General features: G+C 25.5%; 24 protein-coding genes and 1 other RNA gene. 1 reads left to right on the top strand and 24 read right to left on the bottom strand.

What is annotated here, in order from left to right; translation table 11 throughout:
• Position 1: 1 nt before the first annotated feature.
• The gene (rph, locus tag AWT63_RS00495) at positions 2-697 is read right to left on the bottom strand and encodes a ribonuclease PH (protein ID WP_068267581.1); all 696 of its coding nucleotides are present in this window, start codon (positions 695-697) and stop codon (positions 2-4) included.
• A 352-nt stretch (positions 698-1,049) separates the two neighbouring features.
• Here rph and AWT63_RS00490 point away from each other — a divergent pair, with 352 nt between their 5' ends.
• A complete protein-coding gene (locus AWT63_RS00490; RefSeq protein ID WP_068267580.1) occupies positions 1,050-1,550 on the top strand; it encodes a C40 family peptidase in 501 nt (166 codons plus the stop codon).
• Between the two features lie 48 nt (positions 1,551-1,598).
• Here AWT63_RS00490 and AWT63_RS00485 read toward each other — a convergent pair whose 3' ends face one another.
• The 23 genes from AWT63_RS00485 to nusA all read right to left on the bottom strand — a co-directional run bounded on the left by AWT63_RS00485 (position 1,599) and on the right by nusA (position 23,909).
• Positions 1,599-1,880, bottom strand: a complete 282-nt coding sequence (locus AWT63_RS00485) for an HU family DNA-binding protein (protein WP_068267579.1) — start codon at positions 1,878-1,880, stop codon at positions 1,599-1,601.
• A 67-nt stretch (positions 1,881-1,947) separates the two neighbouring features.
• Positions 1,948-2,766, bottom strand: a complete 819-nt coding sequence (locus AWT63_RS00480; RefSeq protein ID WP_068267577.1) for a pseudouridine synthase family protein — start codon at positions 2,764-2,766, stop codon at positions 1,948-1,950.
• A gap of 1 nt (position 2,767) precedes the next feature.
• On the bottom strand, positions 2,768-3,034 hold the full coding sequence (locus AWT63_RS00475; protein WP_068267570.1) for a cupin domain-containing protein: 267 nt from the start codon (positions 3,032-3,034) through the stop codon (positions 2,768-2,770).
• Positions 3,027-3,929 carry a DNA polymerase III subunit delta gene (locus AWT63_RS00470; protein ID WP_068267568.1) on the bottom strand — a complete coding sequence of 301 codons (903 nt, stop codon included), beginning with the start codon at positions 3,927-3,929 and terminating at the stop codon, positions 3,027-3,029. Before AWT63_RS00470 ends, AWT63_RS00475 begins: the two co-directional genes overlap by 8 nt.
• Positions 3,926-4,894, bottom strand: a complete 969-nt coding sequence (gene trpS / locus AWT63_RS00465) for a tryptophan--tRNA ligase (protein WP_068267566.1) — start codon at positions 4,892-4,894, stop codon at positions 3,926-3,928. The genes AWT63_RS00470 and trpS overlap by 4 nt, the downstream gene beginning before the upstream one ends.
• Positions 4,895-4,906: 12 nt before the next feature.
• Complete coding sequence (locus AWT63_RS00460; RefSeq protein ID WP_068267564.1) at positions 4,907-5,830, bottom strand: type I phosphomannose isomerase catalytic subunit; 924 nt, start codon at positions 5,828-5,830, stop codon at positions 4,907-4,909.
• 19 nt (positions 5,831-5,849) lie between these two features.
• Positions 5,850-7,277, bottom strand: coding sequence for a nicotinate phosphoribosyltransferase (locus tag AWT63_RS00455; RefSeq protein WP_068267562.1), 1,428 nt, complete (start codon positions 7,275-7,277; stop codon positions 5,850-5,852).
• Entirely contained in the window at positions 7,274-9,007 is a 1,734-nt protein-coding gene (locus AWT63_RS00450) for a ClC family H(+)/Cl(-) exchange transporter (protein ID WP_231723204.1), read from the bottom strand. The genes AWT63_RS00455 and AWT63_RS00450 overlap by 4 nt, the downstream gene beginning before the upstream one ends.
• A gap of 70 nt (positions 9,008-9,077) precedes the next feature.
• Positions 9,078-9,413: a transfer-messenger RNA gene (gene ssrA, locus AWT63_RS00445) on the bottom strand.
• A gap of 41 nt (positions 9,414-9,454) precedes the next feature.
• Positions 9,455-9,889, bottom strand: coding sequence for an SsrA-binding protein SmpB (gene smpB / locus AWT63_RS00440; RefSeq protein WP_068267557.1), 435 nt, complete (start codon positions 9,887-9,889; stop codon positions 9,455-9,457).
• Complete coding sequence (locus AWT63_RS00435; protein ID WP_068267556.1) at positions 9,889-11,709, bottom strand: ribonuclease R family protein; 1,821 nt, start codon at positions 11,707-11,709, stop codon at positions 9,889-9,891. Before AWT63_RS00435 ends, smpB begins: the two co-directional genes overlap by 1 nt.
• The gene (gene yqeK, locus AWT63_RS00430; RefSeq protein ID WP_197407527.1) at positions 11,702-12,265 is read right to left on the bottom strand and encodes a bis(5'-nucleosyl)-tetraphosphatase (symmetrical) YqeK; all 564 of its coding nucleotides are present in this window, start codon (positions 12,263-12,265) and stop codon (positions 11,702-11,704) included. Before yqeK ends, AWT63_RS00435 begins: the two co-directional genes overlap by 8 nt.
• Before the next feature lie 78 nt (positions 12,266-12,343).
• The gene (locus tag AWT63_RS00425) at positions 12,344-12,811 is read right to left on the bottom strand and encodes a hypothetical protein (RefSeq protein ID WP_068267553.1); all 468 of its coding nucleotides are present in this window, start codon (positions 12,809-12,811) and stop codon (positions 12,344-12,346) included.
• Positions 12,812-12,824: 13 nt separating this feature from the next.
• On the bottom strand, positions 12,825-13,853 hold the full coding sequence (locus AWT63_RS00420; protein WP_068267551.1) for an N-acetylmuramoyl-L-alanine amidase family protein: 1,029 nt from the start codon (positions 13,851-13,853) through the stop codon (positions 12,825-12,827).
• Positions 13,850-14,113, bottom strand: a complete 264-nt coding sequence (gene yajC / locus AWT63_RS00415; protein WP_068267549.1) for a preprotein translocase subunit YajC — start codon at positions 14,111-14,113, stop codon at positions 13,850-13,852. The genes AWT63_RS00420 and yajC overlap by 4 nt, the downstream gene beginning before the upstream one ends.
• 12 nt (positions 14,114-14,125) lie before the next feature.
• On the bottom strand, positions 14,126-16,441 hold the full coding sequence (gene lon, locus AWT63_RS00410; protein WP_068267547.1) for an endopeptidase La: 2,316 nt from the start codon (positions 16,439-16,441) through the stop codon (positions 14,126-14,128).
• Between the two features lie 2 nt (positions 16,442-16,443).
• Positions 16,444-17,664, bottom strand: coding sequence for an ATP-dependent Clp protease ATP-binding subunit ClpX (gene clpX / locus AWT63_RS00405; RefSeq protein WP_068267545.1), 1,221 nt, complete (start codon positions 17,662-17,664; stop codon positions 16,444-16,446).
• 15 nt (positions 17,665-17,679) lie between these two features.
• On the bottom strand, positions 17,680-18,252 hold the full coding sequence (locus AWT63_RS00400; protein WP_068267544.1) for an ATP-dependent Clp protease proteolytic subunit: 573 nt from the start codon (positions 18,250-18,252) through the stop codon (positions 17,680-17,682).
• Positions 18,253-18,269: 17 nt separating this feature from the next.
• A complete protein-coding gene (gene tig, locus AWT63_RS00395) occupies positions 18,270-19,550 on the bottom strand; it encodes a trigger factor (protein WP_068267542.1) in 1,281 nt (426 codons plus the stop codon).
• A 48-nt stretch (positions 19,551-19,598) separates the two neighbouring features.
• Entirely contained in the window at positions 19,599-19,955 is a 357-nt protein-coding gene (rbfA, locus tag AWT63_RS00390; RefSeq protein WP_068267540.1) for a 30S ribosome-binding factor RbfA, read from the bottom strand.
• A gap of 7 nt (positions 19,956-19,962) precedes the next feature.
• Positions 19,963-22,590, bottom strand: a complete 2,628-nt coding sequence (gene infB, locus AWT63_RS00385; RefSeq protein ID WP_068267538.1) for a translation initiation factor IF-2 — start codon at positions 22,588-22,590, stop codon at positions 19,963-19,965.
• Positions 22,580-22,846, bottom strand: coding sequence for a YlxR family protein (locus AWT63_RS00380; protein ID WP_068267536.1), 267 nt, complete (start codon positions 22,844-22,846; stop codon positions 22,580-22,582). Before AWT63_RS00380 ends, infB begins: the two co-directional genes overlap by 11 nt.
• The gene (gene nusA, locus AWT63_RS00375; protein ID WP_068267534.1) at positions 22,836-23,909 is read right to left on the bottom strand and encodes a transcription termination factor NusA; all 1,074 of its coding nucleotides are present in this window, start codon (positions 23,907-23,909) and stop codon (positions 22,836-22,838) included. The genes AWT63_RS00380 and nusA overlap by 11 nt, the downstream gene beginning before the upstream one ends.

Here is a 23,909-nt window from a genome sequence, read left to right as displayed (position 1 = left end):
CCTACAATAAAAATAAAAATTCAAAAGCTTCATTAGCTAATGATAAAAATTCAAGTAACTCACTATATACAAATGTTGACTCTTCTCCTGTTCCTTGAATCTCTATATATTCATGTTTATTATTCATAACTATATTCATATCAACTTGTGCCCTGCAATCTTCTTTATAATCAAGATCAAGCATAAGTTCTCCATTAACTTTACCAACACTTATGGCTGCAACTTTAGAAATTAATGGATTTATTTCAAGTACACCATTATCTAAAAGTTTTTGAATTGCAAGTTCTAATGCTAAATATCCACCAGTAATTGATGCTGTTCTTGTTCCACCATCTGCTTGGATAACATCACAATCAATAGTTATTGTTCTTTCACCAAGTTTTGTAAGGTCTAAGCAAGATCTTAATGCTCTTCCAATTAATCTTTGTATTTCCATAGATCTTCCAGATATTTTACCTGTAGAACTCTCTCTTTTATTTCTTGTATTGGTTGCTCTTGGAAGCATGCTATATTCTGCTGTAACCCAACCACTTCCTTTTCCTTTAAGAAAAGGAGGTATTTTTTCTTCAATTGTAGCATTACATATTACTTTAGTATTTCCAAATTCAATTAATACTGAACCTTCTGGATGTATAATATAATTATTTGTTACTTTTATTTTTCTTAACTCGTTATTTTTCCTATTATTTTCTCTCATATGTTATGTCCTTTTTTATGACATTATATCATATTTAAATATTAAGTGTCTAATTTTTTATACTACATGGGATTATGTTATTTTTTTTAATCATTGGTTTAATTATTTTAAAACTTTATGTATTTTTTGATCGTAAATTTTACACTTTCATCTTAAAATTTATTCGCATTTTATATTTTGCTAGCATAAATTCATTTTTATTGTTATAAATTTATCAATTTTTACATTTAGGTATAAAATGAAAATGTATAAGAAAATGAATATAGTTAAAAAAGTTTCAAATTTTTAAAACAATTATTTTTTTATTTTTAATTTTTAAATGTTAAACTTAGTGCGAAAGTCGAGGTGATCTATGAGAAAATTATTGTTTACACTATGTGCCACTTTTTTATCAATATCACAAATTCAAATGGCTAGTATCCATATTGATGACTTTAGATTAAAGCCGACAACTAATGAAGAAGAAAATATCAAAGATGAAATTAGAAAACAAATTAGTGAGTTTGCATTAAATTATTTAAATACTCCATATTTATGGGGAAGCAATGGACCTAAATCATTTGATTGTTCAGGATATGTTAATTATGTTTACGAAAAAACTGTAGGTATTGATTTACCAAGAGTATCATCTAATATTGCAAAATATGGTACGAAAGTTGATAAAGATGATTTACAGTTAGGTGATATACTGTATTTTAAAACTACAAGAAAAAATAGAATATCACACGTAGGTATTTATATTGGTGATAATAAGTTTGTTCATGCGTCATCAAGAAATAAAAAAGTGGTTATCTCAGAAATTAAAGGATATTATCAAAGAACATTAAGAGGGGCTGTAAGGCCAGTTAAATAAAAAAAAGGTTATTTGTTAAGTTAAACTTCTCAAATGACCTTTTTAAATTTATTTTTTCTTATTTACTTTTTCAGATAAGCTCTTTCCAACTTTGAACTTAACTATTGTTTTTGCAGGTATAACCATTTTCTTCTTAGTTAATGAGTTAATTCCTTCTCTTCTTTTTCTTTTATTAAGAGTAAAAGTCCCCCAACCAATGAATTTAACTTCTTTTCCTGCACATAATGAATCTTCAACTGATTCTAGGAATAAGTTTACTAATTCTTCAGCTTTTTTCTTAGTGTTATTTGTCTTCTTTGCATATAATTCAACAAATTCCTTTTTTGACATAATCAAAACCTCCATTTGTATTTTTAATAAATTATACTGACGTTTTTATAAATGTCAATTAACTTTTTCAATATTCATCGATATTTTTATAAATTATTCTTTTTTTTGGCTGAATTTTCCTCAAATTTTTACCATTTTTTCCTATTGATCTAGATAGATCTTTGGTATATACAAAAATGTAATTTTTAGTTTCTAGAGCATACTCCCCTATTTGCTTGTCTATCTCTAACTCAGTAAGCACGATATCTTTTGTAACTTTTTTAAAAAATATTTTATTTAATGTTAAATATTTCCCATTTAATTCTTTTAGTTTCCCAGTTAATATATATGATGACATAATTCTGACTTGATGGGGTAAAAAACTATCACCGTTAAAGTATAGAGACTTATTTTTATATGTTATACGTAAATTTCTAATTGTATTTTTTAGAAGTTTTCCTTTTTTTGTGGTAAATTTTGAATAATCCATATTTCCACTCAAATTTTCACACAATTTTTGGATTTCATTTTCATTTCTAGTTATCTTATCCTCGTCATATGTAAAAATATATTCACGTCCTTTTATATACTCAGGTAGTTCAATAAAAGGTAGACACTTTTCAATTTTAATTACATCATCATATTGTAACATAACATCTATATTTTGCTTTGATGTCATAATATATAGTACATTTTCATTTGCACTTACACCTTTATCTGTTCTTCCTGCTTGCTGTATACCTTTAAATATATTTATATTATGTTTTAAAAATCTATTCTTATATTCTAATTTTAAACTTTTAAGTCCTGGATTTTCGTCAAAACTTTCATAGTCATTTCCATTATATTTTATGTATATTAAGTATCCAAGTAATTTTGTTTTTTCTAATTTTCTTTCATTAATCATATTAATCTTTCTTAAAAACACATAACCAAGTACAATTTTGTGATGTTGCTTTTACACGATGTCTAACTTGTTTTGGTATATATTCAAAATCACCTTTTATTAAAAATTTTTCTGTATCCTCATACTCAAGTATAGCATTTCCTTCTAAAATATATACAAATTCATTTGCATTCTGAACAAACCAATCTGTATCAGAGCCATTTGAAAATATTCTTTCAACCCTCATATCATTACTGTTAAATAGTTCTTCAATTACTTCATTATTCATTTTTCATTACCTCACTTATTATTAAATATAATGCTTCTCCTTCTCCTAAATTTCCAATTTTTATGTCATTTTCATATTTCAAACATAATTTAAGTATATTTAGTGTTTTTTCTTTTGAATAAAGATTTTTGTAATTTTTAATTTTCAAAAAAATTGAGTAATAATTTACTTTAAAAATACTTTCATATTTGTGATATTCCTTTTTAAATTCGTCATGTGTTGATGGTAAATCAAGATGATGTAGTGTATTTAAAATTTGAAATTCATTTTGAAGTGAATAAAGAATACCCATATACATATTATTATGTATATCATTAAAATTTATTTTTTTTGAGAGTATTTTATTTGCAATATCAAAAATCTTTATTTCCATATCTTTAGTCATTATATGTTTTATTTTATCTAAATCATATTTTTCATTTCCCAGATATACTTTATATTTTAATACTTCGTTTTTTACCATATAATAGTTTGTACCTATTATTTCAATTATCTTTTTAGCATCTGTCTTTTTTATAGACAAATTAGTCATAATGTAGTTTATAACTATATCTTCATCATTTTCTATATTTATAATTTCAGCTTTTAAATTTTGAAAATCTTTAATATAGGGGTTTTTATTTTTATATTCACAATAATAATCAATTACTATATGTTTATTATCATCTTTTATAGTATTTAATAAATTTAATAATTGCTTAAAATTTTTCAGTTTATTTGCACGTTTTAAAACTATTAATTCTCTTTCCTGAAAAATTGAACTTGATGTAGATGCATTTAAAAATAAATCGTATTCGTCTAAACTTGCATCATATATACTAATATTATTAAATTCTTTCATTAATTCTTCAATTTTATAACTTCTACTTCTAAGTCCTGTTATATAATAAATCATTTATATAATCCCACAACTTCTCTAACAATTTTCATTTTTTCTTGTGCAATACTATTAGCTTTTATAGCCCCATCTTTTAATATATCATTAATATAATCTAAATTATTTAATAATTTATTTCTTTTTTCTCTAGCAGCTGAAAAATAATCCATTATACTATCAAATAATTCTTTTTTTGCATGTCCATATCCATAACCACCATTTAAAAATTTTTCTTTCATTATAGCTACATCAGATTCTGATGCAAATAATTTATATATTTTAGTAATATTATTCTCAGGATTTTTAGGTTCTTCAAGTGCTGCACTATCTGTTACTATACTCATCACTTGTTTTTTAAGCTCTTTTTCAGGTAAAAACATATTTATCATATTTCCATAAGATTTACTCATTTTTTCACCATCAGTACCAGGAACTATTGAAACATTATCTAGTATTAAATCATTTGGTAATTTAAATATTTCTTTTTCATATAACTCATTAAATTTAATTGCAATATCTCTAGCAAATTCAACATGTTGCTTTTGATCTTTTCCTACTGGAACTACATCAGTATCATATAATAAGATATCTGCCGCCATTAAAATAGGATAAGTAAATAATCCTGTATTAGGTTTTAATCCTTTTGCAATTTTATCTTTATAGGCATGCCCTCTTTCAAGTAGTGATATAGGTGTACAATTTGATAATATCCACATTAATTCTGTATGAACCGGCACATCTGATTGTAAAAATATTGTTGATTTTTTTGGATCAAGTCCAAGTGCTAAATAATCAATTATCGCATTTAAAGTCTTTTCTCTTAAACTTTCACTACTTGGGTTTGAAGTAAGTGCATGATAATCAGCTAAGAAATACAGTCCTTCATATTTATCCTGTAAATCCACAAATTGTTTTAATGCTCCAAAATAATTACCTATATGTAACATTCCACTTGGTTGTATTCCTGATAAACTTCTTTTCATTATACTATTCTCCTATTCTAATGTCGTTCTTAAAAGAACCATATTTCCCTTTAATTTTACTTTATAATTTATAGGGATAAGTATTGTTTCCCCATATTTAACTTTTTCATTTCCAATATATCCATTTCCTTCTAAAATTGAATATACTATGAAAGATTTTGTTGATATATCATTTTTTTCGTCTTTAATTATCAGCTTATCTAAAGTATAGTAATCTGTTTTAATTATTCTACCATTCATATTATTCGTATCAATAATTTCAGGTTTTAAATTAAAATCAATAGCATCAGCTGCATCATTTATATGAAGTGGTCTTAACTTACCATTTTCAAATCTATTAAAATCATATATTCTATATGTTATGTCTGAGTTTTGCTGTATTTCTGCTAAAATTACTTTTCCTTTCACTGAAGCATGAACTAATCCAGGTGCTACATTAATAAACTGACCAGTTCTAATATTATACTCTTCAAACATTTTATCAAATTTATTATTTTTTGCATTTTCAATAAATTGTTCTTTTGTAATTCCTTCTTTCATACCTAATACTAATCTCGCATCTTCGCTTGCATAAATAATATACCAGCATTCACTTTTACCAAATTCATTATATTTTTTTAATGCAATTTCATTATTAGGGTGAACCTGTATTGATAATCTATCATTTACATCTAAGTATTTTATAAGTAAAGGAAATTTATCAAAATTTAAATTTCCAATTAATTCTTCTTTATATTCATTAAATATTTCTTCTAAACTTTTTCCTTTTAAATTTCCATTTATTACAAATCCCATACCATTTGGATGTGCTGAAACTTCCCAAGATTCACCATATAAACTGTCATCATCTATATCAAAATTTAATATAGTCTTAAATTCTCTACCACCCCATACTTTTTTTACAAGATGTTTTTTAAATTTCAATGGATACAGCATATTAAAACTCCTAACTTATTTAAAATTCTCTTTTTAATTCAGGTATAAAAAATTTAGTTTCATTATCAATAACTTCCTGTAATGTATAATCAACAAGTATTTTACCATTTTCAAATACTGTTTTAAGTAAAGTATTAGGGTGATAAGTTTTCATATCTAAATAAGAAATATTCATTGTTTTATATTCACCACGATTATCTTTTATTAAATCTAATCTTCCCTTTTTACTTATCTTACCTCTATCAGTAATTGGATTTTTAAATACATCAATCAAAGTATTTCCAATTTTTACACAACTACATTTCATTGCAAATTTATGTGTATCTCTATTTATACTTGAATGTTCATTTCCTTGTAATAGTGAACCTCCACAACCAAGAGCAATATTTTCAGCAGAATAACCGTTATTCATAAGACATTTTAATATATCCCAAGTTGTATCTTCATAAACACTGTCTCCTTGTATAATTCTAACTTTGTTTAAAACCTTGTAACCTTTACTATTAACAGTAACTCCAAATGCCTTTTCAAGTTTTTCAAGTGCAAATAATATATTTGTAATTGCATCTCCACTGTCAGGTCTTACTACCAACATTCCATCTCTATTTTTTATTTTATCTTTTAATTCTTTACATATTATATTTTCAACAGCGTTAAAAAAATTATATGAATCACTTACTATTGATACAAGTCCTGTTGGAAATTTATCCAAAATATTTTCAAACGCATCTTTTTCATGATCACGTCCCCATGATGTTATTGTGCTATGTTCTGCTGCCGGTATACTAAATCCTGCTATTTTTTCATTATAATAATTTCTTCCAAATTCTAAAGCATTTATATTATCTGTTCCTTTAAAATTTGTTAAATGTGCTAGCCCTCCAAGGGCTGCTGTTTCTTCACTTGAAGCTCCTCTATATCCAAAATCATGAAATTTAAAAGGAAGTTCTGCTTCAACATTATCTGATGTTTTATCTAGAAAATACCTAATTATTTGCTTTGTTTTATATGAATAAGTCGCAACTGTTGTAGGATACCATATTTTAAGTATTAATGGTTCAAGCCAAGATACTATCCAAGGAACATTTTTATCAGTTGCCTCAACAGTTACTAGGACATTATGATTAGGTATTATTGCTCCTTCTGGTACTGCTCTTATTCTAAGAGGTATATTTCCATTTAATTCATTTACAATATAGTCCCAACCACTTCTATCAAATGGTACTTGATGTAGTGAAAATATTTCTTCTGCTTCATCAATCATTTCTTTTGTAACTTTTCTGCTTAAATATTCTTTTAAATAATATTGTAATCCAAAAAATTTAGTATAACCGTAAAGTCCTCCACGACTTTCAATATAACTGTGCATATATGTCATTCCATCCGGATATTGTTTAGGATGCGTTACTTTGTATGAATCACAATTTAATATTATATTCTTACTCATTTCATATTCTCCCTTATTGACATGTCCAATATTTCTTCAAGCTCTAACACAGCTGTTGCAATATCGGTAAATACAATTAATTTATCACCATCAAGTATTAGCGTATCTCCTTTTGGAATAAATTCGCTATTATTTCTTTCTATTCCTATTACAAGTAAATTTGTAGGCCACTTTATATCCATAATTTTTTTGTTTACAATTTTTGAATTTGTAATTACCGGTATTTTTATTGCAGTCATTTTTTCATTCATATCTTCTTCAATATTTTTATTAGTTCTAAACATGTTACTAAATAATTCCTCATATACAGATTCAAATTTCATAAGTTCTGAAATAATGAACGTAAGTGCTGAAACAATAGTTAGTGAAAATAAATTTGAAAAATTACCTGTCATTTCTAATATTAATATTATTCCAGTTATTGGTGCTCTTACTATTGCAGTAAAATATGCAGCCATAGCAATAAGCATATAGTGCACTATAAATGTTTGAGGCATATTAAATATATTTACAACCATTATACCAAATAGTCTACCTATCAAAGCTCCAATTACAAGCATTGGTAAGAAAATTCCACCTGGTGCCCCTGTTGAATATGAAAACATAGTAAATAAAAATTTAAATAACAATAATATTAATAAAATTTTTGTAGTTACACTTACTGTTAACAATTTTTCAATTAATAAATTCCCACCACCTGTGATATCAGGAAGCAAAATAATTACAATATATGAAATAAATAAAGCTATTATCATTTTTATATATTTATTTACTTCTATTCTTTTATAAATCTCTTGAAATTTAAGTAAAGAGATATTAAATATTTTACCAAATATGACCATAACTATACTTAAAAATAGGATTAATACAAGCTCAAATAATATTCCCTTTATAGTTGGAGAGACCGGCGTCAATTGTTTGAAATTTATAAATGCTGTTTCTTCTCCTAATATTAAAATACTTACTAAATTAGCTGAAATACTTGCAAGTATAGCACAGATAAGCATTAGAGGTGAAAAAAATTTGTGTAATTCTTCTAAAACAAAAATAGTTCCTGCAAGAGGAGCATTAAATGCTGCTGAAAGACCGGCTGCTGCCCCTGACGTTACTAAATATTTTCTTTCTATTTCATTTCTTTTAGTTACTTTATTTATACCATCTGCAACTAATGCTCCTAAATGTATTGAAGGTCCTTCTCTACCTAAAGAAAGTCCTGAAAATATGGAAAGTACACCACCAAAAAATTTAAGTATAAGTTCATAAAACCAATTAAATTTTAGTTTTTGTTGTATTAATCCCATAACTTGAGGTATACCTGAACCACTTATAAGGGGCATAAAATTTAACATTAATTGAATTAATATTCCACTTAATATAATTAAAGCAAGTATAATTATATTTGAAGTAAGTAAAATAAATGAAATAGAATATATTATTTCAAAAATATATATAGCTATAAAAAATTTTGTATTTTTATTTTTAAATACCAGTTTTTGTATTATGTAAGTTATAAAAAATAAAAAAATAATTAGAAATAATTTTACAGCCATTGATTTTTCAGCTTGAAATATATTCCTAAATTTTATAACTTTATCAAGTGATATTCTATACAAAACAACTATAATTCCGGTTAGAATACCTGTTAATATTGAATAGCAAACCAATCTAAATTTAGCTGTGCTTAATTTTAAATTGCTTAAACTGTTAATAGTTGAAAAGATGCCGTTCATTTTTATCCTTTCTCAAAAAAGCTACAATAACTGTAGCTTTCATATAAATTATATATAGTTATTTTTTTATTGGTGGAAGTGACGAGAATCGAACTCGTGTCCAAAATAAGGGTCCATAGCATTTTCTACAAGCTTAGTTAATTTGTCTTTTTCGTAATTTTAGATGTTAAATTAACAAATGTCCAAATACTAGATTATATAAGTCATATGAACTATAATCATTGTTCATATCAAGCTATTAAAAGTAACATTAATAAAGAATTAATAGCACATTCTATATTAATGAGCTACTGTTATTAAGCAGCTAAAGCGTATTTATTGTTTCCAATTATTTTAAAAAGATTTATAGGTTCACACCTGCTTGCTTATACTATGCTTCTTACTCTGTCGAAACCAAAACACTCCCATTTATTTTGATTATATCAAGTTTTATATACAGTTTCAAGTTTATTTATAGATCTTATCTATTTCTCTTTGAATTGTTTTTTGTTTTAATGTTTCCCTTTTATCATAGTTCTTTTTACCTTTAGCAAGAGCTATTTCAATTTTTATAAGTCTATTTTTTGAATAAATTGAAACTGGAACTATTGTATAACCTTTTTCTTTTATTTTTTCATTTAATTTCTTTATTTCTTTTCTATTTAGCAATAATTTTCTAACTCTTGTTTCATTTATATTATTAATATTTCCAAATTCATATGGAGAAATGTTCATATTCATAATAAATACTTCATTTTTTATTATTCTAACAAAAGATTCTTTTATACTAACTTTTCCAAGTTTAATTGATTTAACCTCAGTTCCTACTAATTCAATTCCTGCTTCATATTTCGTTTCTAAAAAATAATCAAAATTTGCTTTTTTATTTCTTGCATATACCATTACTTTATTTCCTTTACTAAAATTTCACTTTTAAACACATCAACATCAAAAATGACTACTTTTATAGTTTTACCAATAACATATTCAGATGATTTATTACTAATTAATATTGTATCTACATAATTATTTAATTGAACAAATACTCTACTTGAAGTTATTCCAGAAATTATTCCATTAAATTCATGTCCTATATATTTTACCATATATTCGCAAACTTTAACGTTTGTTGTCTCCATTTCAAGACTTTGTGCCACTCTTTCTGTTTTTGATATATGCTCACATATAGGTTTTAATTTATCCAGTATCTTATCTTTTTCCTTTTTATCAATATATTTATCAATTAAAATTGAAAGTAATCTATGAACTACAAGATCTGAATATCTTCTAATTGGTGATGTAAAATGTAAATAATATTTTGAAGCTAAACCAAAATGCCCTTTATTTTCTGTACTATAGATTGCTTTTTGCATGGATTTTAATATTAATTTATGAGCCATGTATGAAATAGGCAATTTTTTAGTTTTTTCTATTATTTTTTGAAATTGTGAAGATGTTATATTATTCACTTTTTTTATAGGATATCCAAGTTTAGTAAGTTCTGCATTAAGCGTTTCAATAGATGTTATATCAGGTTTTTCATGTATTCTATATACAGTTGGCATTTCATCCCAATAAAATCTTTGGGCTACCTCCTCATTTGCTAAAATCATAAAACTTTCAATTAATTTTTCTGAATCCTCTCTATTTCTTATTGATAAAGAAGTAACTTCATTTTTTGAGTTTAAATTAAGTTTTATCTCAGGTATATCAAAATCAATGCTACCTCTTTGTTTTTTTTGCATTTCAAGCATTTTTGATAATTCATTCATACTGTTTAACATTTGCATGTATTCTAGCTTATTATCGTTATTTTTAAGTAAATTATTTACACTATCATAATCTAACTTATATTTACTTTTTATAATCGATTTATAAAAATCAGATGATATTACTTTTGCATTTTCATCAAGTGTTATTTCTACCGTAAATGCTAATCTATCCACATTAGGATTTAAAGAACATAAATCATTTGATAAGCGTTTATGAAGCATTGGTATAACCTCATTATATAAATATACAGAATTACCTCTTAACTTCGCCCATTTATCTAATGCACTATTTTTTTTAACAAAATATGATACATCAGCTATACTTACAAATAATTTATAACCTTTATCAATTTTTTCTAAACAAATTGCATCATCAATATCTCTAGTATCTACTGAATCTATTGTCACATGTAATTTTTCTCTTAAATCTACTCTATTTTTTAATTCTTTTTTTATATTCGGGTCTTTAATATTTTTAATTTCATTTATTACATCTATATCAAATGTTATATTTATACCGCTTTTTTCAATTATAGCTTTGGTTAATACATCTGCTTTTGAACTATTTCCATAATTTTTAATAATTTTACCTTCAGCTTTTTTATTTTTATTTCCCCAAAAATATATTTTAATTTTTACTAAATCACCTGTTTTTACTTTATTTTTTTTATTTATTTTAACATATACATCTTCATAAAAAGAACTGATGCTTACAAATGAAAATTTATCATGAACTTCAATTTTTCCAATAAATTCATCAGTACTTCTTTTTAGTATTTTTGTTATTTTTGCTTCTTGTTTACCATTAAATGTAATATACTCAAATTCAACTAAATCATTATCATGAGCATTTAAAGTATTTATACCGGATACATAACATTTATCATCACCTGAGATTATAAAGCCATAATTTGACTTGCTCATTGATAATGTTCCTTCATATTTATTCATTTTCTAACTCCTGTATTAATGTGTTTCTAAATTCAACAGTATTTTTATGAATCGGAATATTTCTATCAATTAAATATTTTAATTTATGATTTATTTCATATAAAATACCAGAATTTAAGTTCTTAAATACTCTCTCTCTTATTTTGTCAACATATTCATATTTTCTTCCAAGCTCTATTGCATCAGATATATATACTACTTTTTCAATATCGTTCATATTTTTTTTACCAGTTGTATGATATTTTACAGCCGATAATATTAATTCGTCATCAATATTTAATTTTTCTTTACAAATAATTGCACCTGCATATCCGTGTAATATATTTTTATTATACATTCCATCAATATCAGAAATATCAGTATCTCCAACTAATTCTTTTATTTTTTCAAGACTTAAGTTTTTAGCAATGTCATGTAATAATGCCGCTGTTACTGCTCTATCATCAATATTATATATATCACAAAGCTTTTTTGCCATTTCCATGGTTCTTATGCAGTGTTGTTTTCTATTTTCATCTAAATAGTTTTCTAAAACTTTTATATATTTATTTAACATTTCTACCTTTTTTTCCTTGCTTTTCTTACATTTTATCATATTTTATTATAAACAAAAAGACATATTATAAAATATGCCTTAATTGTTTGAATCAATTTGAAAATCAATTTTATTTATATTCGGAAATTTTTCTTTTAAAGTGATATTTACTGATCTTACAAATTCTTTATAATAAGTTTTATCAAGATTTGAAAAATTTTCATTTAATTTAATTAAAATTTGATTATTTTCTAATTCATATATTGCAAGAATTTCCATAGTTTTACTTATATATTTAGAATTATTCAAAATTAAATTTACATAATCTGCTTTATCTAAAAATTTTGTATTTATATTTTTTATATCCATTTTTTCAATTTTTTTGCTTGAAGTTGAATAAATATAAATACTCGTTTCACTTTGATTATTTACTTTGTTTATGCTTATATTTGCACTAAAATCTTTTACTTCATTATTAGTTTTCTTAAATATGTTAAGCAGTAAAAATATTAACAAAACTGTAAATAATATGATAGAGATTAAATATTTTTTTATATTTTCTTTCATATGAATACTCCTATTAATAATGCTTTCTTATAGCTTCTGCAATTGCATTTGCAGCTTTTATTTGACCTGCTTCAGAAGTATAACTAAGTACATCATCAACATTAGACATGAAACCTAATTCAATTAATATTGATGGAGATAAAGAACCTCTTAAAACTGCAAAATTTGCTCCTGCAACTCTCCTACGCTGAAGTTGCATAGTTCTTACAATATTATTTAAAACTGTGTTCGCTAAACTTGCACTTTGTTGTTGATTAAGATTATATAAAATATCTTCAACAACAAATTGTGATGCTTCTATTATTCTTGCCCCTTCTTGGTCAAAACTGTTTTCATATTTAGATAATTCTCTAGCATATGATGAAGGATTTTTAGAAAAATAGAATACTTCTGAACCATTTGCCACTTTATTTGTTGCTGAATTTAAATGTATACTGACAAATAAATCTGCTTTTGCATCATTTCCAATTTTTGCTCTTGTGTTAAGTGGGACAAAAAAATCTGAATCTCTTGTTAAAATAACTTTATAATCCCTTTTTAGATTTTGATATAATTTTAAGACTACATCTAACGCTATATCTTTTTCTCTATAACCATTTCCTACTGCACCACTATCTTTACCACCATGTCCTGCATCTAATACTATTGTATAATTTCTTTTTGGTAAATGTACGGCATCTTGAAATTTTATTATAAGTTCTTTAGCTTTTTTCTCTATTGTATACTTTGTACCCGTTTGCATATAGATTACAATATTTGTATTATTTTCATATCCATCTGTTAATATATCAGATAAATAATTATCAGATATTTGTAAACGATTTGGTACTTTTTTACTATCAAAAGTTGTCTGTTTAAAAGATAATAATAATGATGGATTATTATTGTCATATGTTTCGTTATAACTTGATACAGTTTTTGTAAATTTTATTTTTAATGTACCATTTCTATATGATAATTCCTCAATATTATTTGTATAAGTTAATAAGGGAAAAATTAAAATTAATAAAAAGTAAAAAACTTTTTTAAGAATTTTAATCATTTTTTTACCCTCGCAACAGCATTTTTTGATATAGTCATTGAAACACCTTTATCTATTCTTATTTCAACTATTTCATCTAAAACTTTAATAATACTTCCGTGTATACCTCCAATAGTTTCAATATTATCTCCTATTTTAAGGTTATTTTGCATTTGGTCAATTCTTTTTCTTCTATTTCTATTTGATAAAATAGTAGGTAAAAAAATTATAACTGCAAGTACAACGTATGAAAGTAATATTTTTAGTATATAACTATTCATAAAATTACCTTTCTATTGTAAAAATGCTAGTTTTAAAACTTCACTATAGTTTTTTACAAAATTAAATTTCATATCTTTTATTATTTCTTTCGGTAATATTTCAGTATCAACCTTATTTTCAAAAGGCAAGATAACTTCCCTTATACCAATTCTATGAGCTGCTATAACTTTTTCTTTTATTCCTCCAACAGGTAATACTTCACCTGTAATTGTTATTTCTCCTGTCATAGCAATATCTTGTCTAACTTTAAGACCACTTAGTACAGAAATTATTGCAGTAGTTATTGTTATTCCTGCTGATGGACCATCTTTAGGTACTGCACCTTCTGGAAAATGAAGATGTACATCAACAGTTTTATTAAATTCTTCTTTTATTTTTAATAAATCTTTTATTGATCTTACATAAGAATAACTTACTTTTGCAGATTCTTGCATTACTTCTCCCAATTTACCTGTTAAAAGTAATTGTCCTGAACCTTGCATTTTTACAGCTTGTACTTCTAATGTGGTTCCTCCTACAGCTGTCCAAGCAAGACCATTTACTATTCCTACTTTTTCTTTCTTTAATGCTATTTTTTCTGGTTTAAACTTTTCTGGTCCTAAATAATCAGCTAAATTCTTAGTATTTACATTAATTTTAGAATTATTTTTATATTCTAACATTTTTCTTGCAATTTTTCTAAATAATTTACTGATCTCTCTTTTTAAATTTCTAACACCTGCTTCTCTTGTATATGAATTTATTATCTTTAATATTACACTATCACTTAAATTAATGTCCACAGCAGTTTCATTTTTTACTTGAGAAATTAAATGTTTTTTAGCTATATTTAATTTTTCAATTTCTGTATATGAATCTAATTCAATTACTTCAAGTCTGTCATATAAAGGGGCAGGAATACCTTGATAATTATTTGCAGTACAGATAAATAGAACATTTGATAAATCATATGGAAAATCAATAAAATGATCTTCAAACTTTCTATTTTGAGATGGATCTAAAACTTCAAGTAATGCTGATGCAGGATCACCTTTAAAATTAGAATCCAATTTATCAATTTCGTCTAATAATATTACAGGGTTTGTAACTCCAACCCTTTTCATTGCATCAATAATTCTACCAGGCATAGCACCTACATAAGTTCTTCTATGTCCACGTATTTCACTTTCATCATTTACTCCACCAAGACTGATTTTTGTAAATTTTCTATTCATTGCTTTTGCTATTGAACTTGCAAAAGATGTTTTACCAACACCTGGAGGTCCAACTAAACAAAGTATAGTGCTAAACTTCTCATCATTATTAATGTCTTTTTTTCTTTCTTTTAATTCTAATACTGATAAATACTCAAGTATCGTATCTTTAACTTCTTTTAATCCATAATGATATTCATCTAATATTTCTTTAGATTTTGAAATATCAATTGGCTCTTTTTTACTTTCTTCAAATGGAAGTTCCAATACAACATCTATATAATTACTAATTACATTGTATTCTTGAGAAAAATCAGGTAATTTTTTTATTTTACTTAATTCTTTTCTTAATTTTTCTTTAAATTTTTCAGGCATTTTAGAATTATTTATTTTTTCTAATTTTTCTAATGAATCTCCTTCATTATATTCATCACCTAATTCATCTTTAATTATTTTAAGTTTTTCTCTTAAGTAATATGCCTTTTGTGCTTCACTCATACTAGCTTGCACTTTTGTTTCAATTTCTCTATCAATTTTTACTTTTCCTTTATTTTTATCAATTAAATCATAAAAATATTGTATTCTTTGTTTTAAATCATTGATTTCAAGAAATTTTTGTTTTTCTTTTGAAGAAAATGGAAATCTTTGAATATATAAATATAGTATATTTTCAATTATGTCATCATTTAATTCAATTTTATTCGTTAATTCAATATCAATGCTTCGTAAATATTCTTTTGCTTTATCAATTATGCTCTCTTTTGTAAAATATGAATCATTAAGGTCTATTTTTTTTGTTCTTACTTTAACTACTTCTGCATAGTATACATCATCTTTTTTATTGTAACTTATTTTTTTTACTTTAATTCTTTGTGTACCCTTAATTATTACTTTATACGTTTTATCTTCATTTGTAGTTGTACTTTGAATTTTTGCAAGTACACCATATTCTTCTAAATCATTAAAAACGTTTATTTCTTCTTTTTTTTGCTCTTTTTGTAAAAGTAGCACTATTTCACCATTTGACGAATTAGCCTTAAGTAATGAGTTAATGCTTATTTGTCTACCAACATAGATTGATGATACAACACCGGGCATTGATACTATTTCTTTTAGTGGTAGTACTGGTATCATTTTTATTCTCCTTTGGCATTTTCACAATTTTTTTCATCAATTAATTTTTTACTAACGATGATTTCATTAATATTTTCTTGACCAGGTATTTCATACATAAGATCAAGTAATGCGTTTTCTATAATACTTCTAAGTCCTCTAGCACCAATTTTTCTTTTTAATGCAAGATTTGCAATTTCTTCTAACGCATCATCTTCAAATATCAAATTAACATTTTCCATTTCAAAAAACTTTTTATATTGCTTAACAAGTGCATTTTTAGGTTCAACTAATATTTTTACCAATGCTTCTTTATCCAGTTGATTTAACGCTGTAATAACAGGAAATCTTCCTATAAGTTCTGGAATAATTCCAAATTTTCTTAAATCCTCTGGCAATACATTTTTAAATATTGTATTTTCATCAAGATCTACTTTTGTATTTTCTTTTTCAAATCCAATTTGTTTCACATTAAATCTACTTTTAATTCTATTTTCTAATCCTGAAAAAGCTCCTCCAACTATAAATAATATATTTGTTGTATCTATTTCTATCATTTCTTGATTAGGATGCTTTCTTCCACCTTGTGGAGGGACGCTAGAAACTGTTCCTTCAACAATTTTAAGTAATGCTTGTTGTACTCCTTCTCCAGAAACATCACGAGTTATTGAAGTATTTTCAGATTTTCTAGCGATTTTATCTATTTCATCTATATATATTATCCCATTTTGTGCAGCTTCAATATCATAATCAGCAGCTTTTATTAATTTTAAAAGAACATTTTCAACATCATCACCAACATAACCTGCTTCTGTAACTGTTGTAGCATCTGCAATAGCAATAGGTACATTTAAAACTTTAGCAAGTGTTTGTGCAAGTAAAGTTTTACCGCTCCCTGTTGGTCCGATTAATAAAATATTTGATTTTTGTATTTCAACATCATTATCTTTTTTACTTTTTAATGATATTCTTTTAAAATGATTATATACCGCTACAGATAAAACCTTTTTTGCTACATCTTGACCGATAATATATTCATCTAGCTTCTCTTTAATTTCTTTTGGAGTTAATAGTTTTATTCCGGATTTAGAATCAATTTTATCATTTGCATTGTCAAAAATATTTAAACATTCATTAACACAAGATCTACATATAGCTGCTTCATCAGATTCAATTAAGTCTGTCGCTTCTTTTCCACAAAACGAACAAAACGAATATTCATCTTCTCTTATCTCTTCTGTCATTATATTGATTCCTTCCTATATAACTTTATCAATTAATCCATATTCAACTGCTTCTTGTGCTGACATAAAATTATCTCTATCAGTATCTTTTTCAACTGTTTCTTTAGATTTACCAATATTTTTTGCCATTTCTTCATTTAATAAATCTTTTATTCTAAGCATTTCTTTTGCGTGAATATCAACATCTGTTGCTTGTGAATAATTTATACCTCCTAAAACTTGGTGTATCATTATTCTTGAATTTGGCAGTGAAAATCTTTTACCTTTTTCTCCGGCAGCCAATAAAAATGCTCCCATACTTGCAGCTTGTCCTATACAAACGGTTGATACTTTACAGTTAATATGTTTCATTGTATCGTATATACCAAGTCCGGCTGTTACAGAACCTCCCGGACTGTTTATATACATTGTAATATCCTTTTCTTTATCTTGAGCATTTAAGTAAAGTAGTTGTGCTATTATTGTATTTGCCATTTCATCATTTACTTCACCCATTAAAAATATTATTCTATCCTTTAATAATCTTGAAAAAATATTGTATGTTCTTTCAACTCCACCTTCTTCTTCGTGAATAAACGGATATATCATAATTAATAGCTCCCTTTTTAGTTATTTTCAATAATAAACTTTTTCATTTTTTCCATATAAACACTACCTGAAATTTGACTCATATAGTTATCAAGCATATTACTTTTTTCTAATTCTTTAACTAAATCTTCTTTTGTCATTTTATACATAGATGCTACTTTTTCAAGTTCAACTTCAACTTCTTCTTTAGTAACTCCTATATTTTCAACTTCAGCAATTTTTGAAAGTATTAAATTGTATTTAACAACTTTTTCTGCTCTTTCTCTAACTGTTTGTTTATATTCTTCTTCAGTTTTACCTATCATTTCATAAAATTTAGATAATTCAATACCTTGCATTGAAAGTTGTTGAGTCATTTCAGCTAATTCATGATTTGCTTCAGAATCAACTAATTTTGTAGGCAATATCATTTCAGTGTTTTGAACTAAGCTATCTGCTATTTTTTCATATTTTTCATTTTTTGCTTGTTCTTCTTTATTTAATTCAAGTTCAGCTTTAAGTGCTTTTTTATAATCTTCTAATGTATCAAAACCTTTTAATTTAGCCATTTCATCATTTATTTCAGGTAATTTTTCAGTTTTTAATGTATTTAATTTTACTTTAAATAATGCAGGTTTACCTTTTAAATTTTCTTGATGATATTCTTGCGGGAATACAACATTTACATCAAATTCTTCTCCTGCTTTATGACCTACTATTTGGTCTTCAAATGTATCAATAAATGACTTAGAACCTAATGTTAAATTATATCCATCAAATTTTCCAGCTTCAAATGCAGTTCCATCAACAAATCCTTCAAAATTTATGTTTGCAATTTGTCCCATTTCAGCTACTGCATCTGCTGGTAAATCTTCATATGATTTTAATGTACTTGCTACTTCTTTTAATTTATTTTCAACTTCTTCATCAGTAACTTCTTTTTTCTCAACCTCTATTCCTAATTCTTTATACTTAGGTAATTCAAATTCAGGTTTAACTTCAAATTTAACTGTTATTTCTAATTTATCATTTGTCATTGAATAGTTTTCTAACTCTAATTGTCCTACAAGAGATAAATTATTTTCTTTTATTACATTTGGCATTTCTGAATTTAATGTTTCATTTAAAATATCATCTTTTATTTGAGAACTGAAAGTTTTTTCAATTACATCAGTAGGTACATGTCCTTTTCTAAATCCGTCAACCTTTGCATTTTTATATTTTTCCATAACTTTTTCTTTTAAAGTTTTTAATTCTTCAGCTTCCTTTGTTATTTTTACTAATACCTCTGAATTTTCTAATTTTTCCAAATTGTACATTTTATCCTCCTACAAGTATAATTTTATTATTATCCTACATTAACCATTTTACTTATTTTCCATAACTTTATCAATAAGAGACGCTATTTTAATACCATATTCTACACTTTCATCTATGTGTATTCTTACTTCTGGTATATATCTAATTTCAAGATTTTCACTTAGTTTTTTTCTAAAAAAACCTGCTAATTTTCTTAAGTCTTCTTCAATTTTAGACTTATTAATATTATCATTAATATTTAATATTGAAAAAGTTATATCAACATATCTAGCATCTTTTGTAAGTTTTACATTGTGAACTGTTACAAGCTTACTGATTTTTTCATTTTTTACATCAATCAATAAACAAGTTCCAATTATTCTTGAAATTTCTTTTTCTAATCCTTTTAATCTTCTATCATTCATAATAATCCTATCTTGCTATTTCTTCTAATGTATATGCTTCAATTATATCGTCTTCTTTTATGTCATTAAAGTCTTTTATACTTATTCCACAATCTTGACCTATATTTGCTTCTTTTACATCATCTTTATATCTCTTAAGTGATAATATCTCACCTTCAAATACTATTATTCCATTTCTAAGAACTCTTATTTTTGAATTTTTAGTTATTTTCCCATCAACAACTAAAGCCCCAGCTATATTTCCAACATTGCTAATCTTAAATACTTGTTTAACTTCAATACGTCCATGATATATTTCTTTGTATTCAGGATCAAGCATTCCTTTCATTGCTTTTTCAATGTCTTCAGTAACATGGTATATTACATTATAATTTCTAATTTCTACGCCTGTTTTTTCAGCTTCATTTCTAGCAGTTGTTGTTGGTCTTACACTAAATCCAATTATTATTGCGTTTGAAGCTTCAGCAAGTTTAACATCTCCTTCTGTAATTGCCCCAGCTGATGATTGAATTATGTTGATACTAACTTTATCGTTTGAAAGTTTTAATAATGACTCTTTTAACGCCTCAGCAGAACCTTTTGTATCTGCTCTTATTATACATTTTAATTCTTTTAATTGTTGGTCTTCAAGTTCTTTTGATAAACTTTCAAGTGATATGTGTTTCTTATTATTCATATCATTAGTTTTTACATTATTTTTATAGTCTTCAATAATTTTACGAGCTTGCTTATCATTTTGTACACAATAAATTAATGCTCCAGCTTCTGGAAGTTCATTAAATCCAGTTATTTCAACAGGTGTTGAAGGCAGTGCCTTTGTAATTTTGTTCCCTTTATCGTCAACCATTGTTCTAACTTTACCATGTGATTGTCCTGCTACAAAAATATCACCTATTTTTAACTCACCTTCTTGGATAAGTATATCTGCTATTGCACCTACTTGAGGATCTAATTTTGATTCAACAATAACAGCTTTAGCTCTTTTCTTAGGATTTGCTTTTAATTCTAATAATTCTGCTGTAAGTAATATAGTTTCTAAAAGTTCTTCTAAGTTAAGTTTTTGTTTTGCTGATATTTCAACAAACTCTGTGTCTCCACCCCATTCAGTACATATTAATCCATATTCCATTAATTCTTGTTTCACTTTTGCTGGATTTGCAGAAGGTTTGTCAATTTTATTTATTGCAACTATAATTGGAACATTTGCTTCTTTTGCGTGTGAAATCGCCTCTACAGTTTGTGGTTTTACACCATCATCAGCTGCAACAATAAGTATTGATATATCAGTAATATTTGCCCCTCTAGCTCTCATTTCAGTGAAAGCTTCGTGCCCAGGTGTATCAATAAATGTTATTTTTTGACCTTTCCATTCTACTTGATAAGCACCTATACTTTGTGTTATTCCACCAGCTTCAGATGAAATTACATTTGTATGTCTTAATGCATCAAGCAGTGAAGTTTTTCCATGATCTACGTGACCCATTATTGTAATAACAGGTGCTCTTGTAATTAAATCTTCGCTTCTATCTTCAATTTCAAGTTTATATTTTTCTCCAAATGAAATTTCTTCAATTTCTTCTTGTTCTACAAGTACGTTATATTCCAACGCAACTTCTTCAATTTCATTCATTGATAAAATTGAATTAGCCGTAAGCATTTTACCTTGCATAAAGAATTTTTTTATGATTTCTGAAACATTAACTCCTAATTTTTCAGCTAATTCTTTAGTACTTATTTCATTTGAAATTTTAATCATTCCTGAATTTTCATCTATTTTTATTATTTCATTTTTTAAAACTTTATCTTTTTTCTTTGTTTTTTTCTTAACATCATCTTTTCTGAAATCTGTTCTAAGTTCTTTTAATTTTCTTTCTTCTTCTTTAGATTTTTTTTCATTTTCATATTTTTTCTTATCAAATTTTTGCTTTGTCTTTTTTGCATTTTTTGAAACTGAACTTTCTGGTTCTGGTATAGCTACAGAAGTCTTTTTATCATTATTAAAAGATTGTTTTGAATTAGAAAAATTATTGTCTTTGTTAAAACTTCTATTTCTGTTATTATCCTTATTAAAATTTCTATCTTTATTATCTTTTTGATCTCTATTATATCTATCTTTAAAGTCTTTCTGTTCTCTATTTTCTCTGTAACCATTGTTAAAATTTCTATTATCTTTGTTATCTTTATTATCTCTATTATTTGGTTTATAGAATTGTTTTCTTTCACCATTATTTTCTTTATTATTTTGATATATGTTTCTTGGTTGTTGCTGATTTTGTCCAAATTGTTCTTTCTTTTGAAATTTTTGTTCATTATTTCTATTCATTCTTTTTTCATTGTTAAATTTGTTTGTATCTTTATTATCTCTATCTCTTTTTTTATGAGTAAATACCATTTTTTCTTGGACTACATTTTCTACTTTTTTATCTTTTTCGTTCATCATAATTTCTTTACTTTTTTCTTCTTTTCCTTTACTCTCAATTAATTTAGACATATTTTTTTCAATTAGTTCTATTTCTTTTTCATCTAATTTATTAAGTGCCGTTTTATCATTTATACCTAAATATGCCAATTTTTTTATAAAAGTTGTTGTATCTAATGCAAATTTTTTAGCATAATCATATACTCTATTTCCCACCAAAATCACCACCTTTTTCTAACATGTAACTTAGAATTTCTTCTTTTACCTGATCAGAGAGATTATATTTTTTATTTTTATATATAAGCTCTTTTAATTTTTCACAAGGATATATATATTTGCCTCTTGATTGTTTTTTCATTTCTTTATCAAGAACATATATACCATTTTCCATAACTACTCTTATCATTTCATACTTATTAGCTCTCTTTTTTGTATATATACAAGTTCTAATAGGTATATGTTTACTCTTCATATTCAGTACTTTCAGTTTCACCATTATCTACAATATCAATTTTTATTTGGCACAATTTTGAAGCTAATCTAGTATTTTGACCTTTTTTACCAATAGCTAATGATAATTGATTAGAAGGAACTTCAACTCTTGCAATTAATTCATTTCCAACTTCTACAGTTCCTATTGCATCTACTTCAGCAGGACTTAAAGCATTTTTTACAAATATTCTCTTATCTTCATTCCATAATATAATATCAAGTTTTTCATCAACTAACTCAGATAATATTGTGTGTATTCTAATTCCATTTTTACCTATACATGCACCTTTTATATCTAAATTCTTATCTGTTGAATATACAGCAATTTTACTTCTACTTCCTGCTTCTCTAGCAATTGCTTTTATTTCAATATCTTTGTTTTCAATTTCAGGAATTTCTCTTTCTAATAATTTAATTAAAAATTTATCTGATTTTCTTGATAATTCAATTTTTGTATATTTAGTTCCTTCTTCAACTTTACCTACATAAATTGATACTCTATTTCCTTGAACAAATTTATCACAAGGAGATAATTCCTTACTAGGCACTATTGCTTCTAAACCATTTATTTCAACATATAAATTTCCTTGTTCGTCCATTTTTTTTACAATTGCATTTACAAGTGAATTTTCAAGCATTTTAAATTTATTATATACACTGAATTTTTCATGTTCTCTTACTTTTTGTATAACAATCTGTTTTGCTTTTTGTATTGCATTTCTTTTAAATAACTCAGCATCTACATCCACTATAATTTCATCACCAAGTTTTGCATTTTTATTATGTAACTTTGCATTTTCAAGAGTTATTTCAACTGCTTTATTTTGTACATTTTCTACAATTTTTTTTGTAGCTTTAACCTTAACATCACCATTTTTCCTATTTATCTTAACAGTGGCATTTTCATATTCTCCATAATTTCTTTTATATGCAGCAATAAGTGCTGTTTCTATAGCTTGTAAAAGTTCTTCATAGTCTATTCCTTTTTCTTTTGTAAGCTCTTCTAAAGCTTCTAAGAAAATTTTCTGTTCTTTAGACTTCAT

The sequence above is a fragment of the Caviibacter abscessus genome, assembly GCF_001517835.1.
Taxonomy (GTDB): domain Bacteria; phylum Fusobacteriota; class Fusobacteriia; order Fusobacteriales; family Leptotrichiaceae; genus Caviibacter; species Caviibacter abscessus.
The sequence above is the reverse complement of the archived record's forward strand: the minus strand, read 5'-3'. Positions and strand labels throughout refer to the sequence as shown.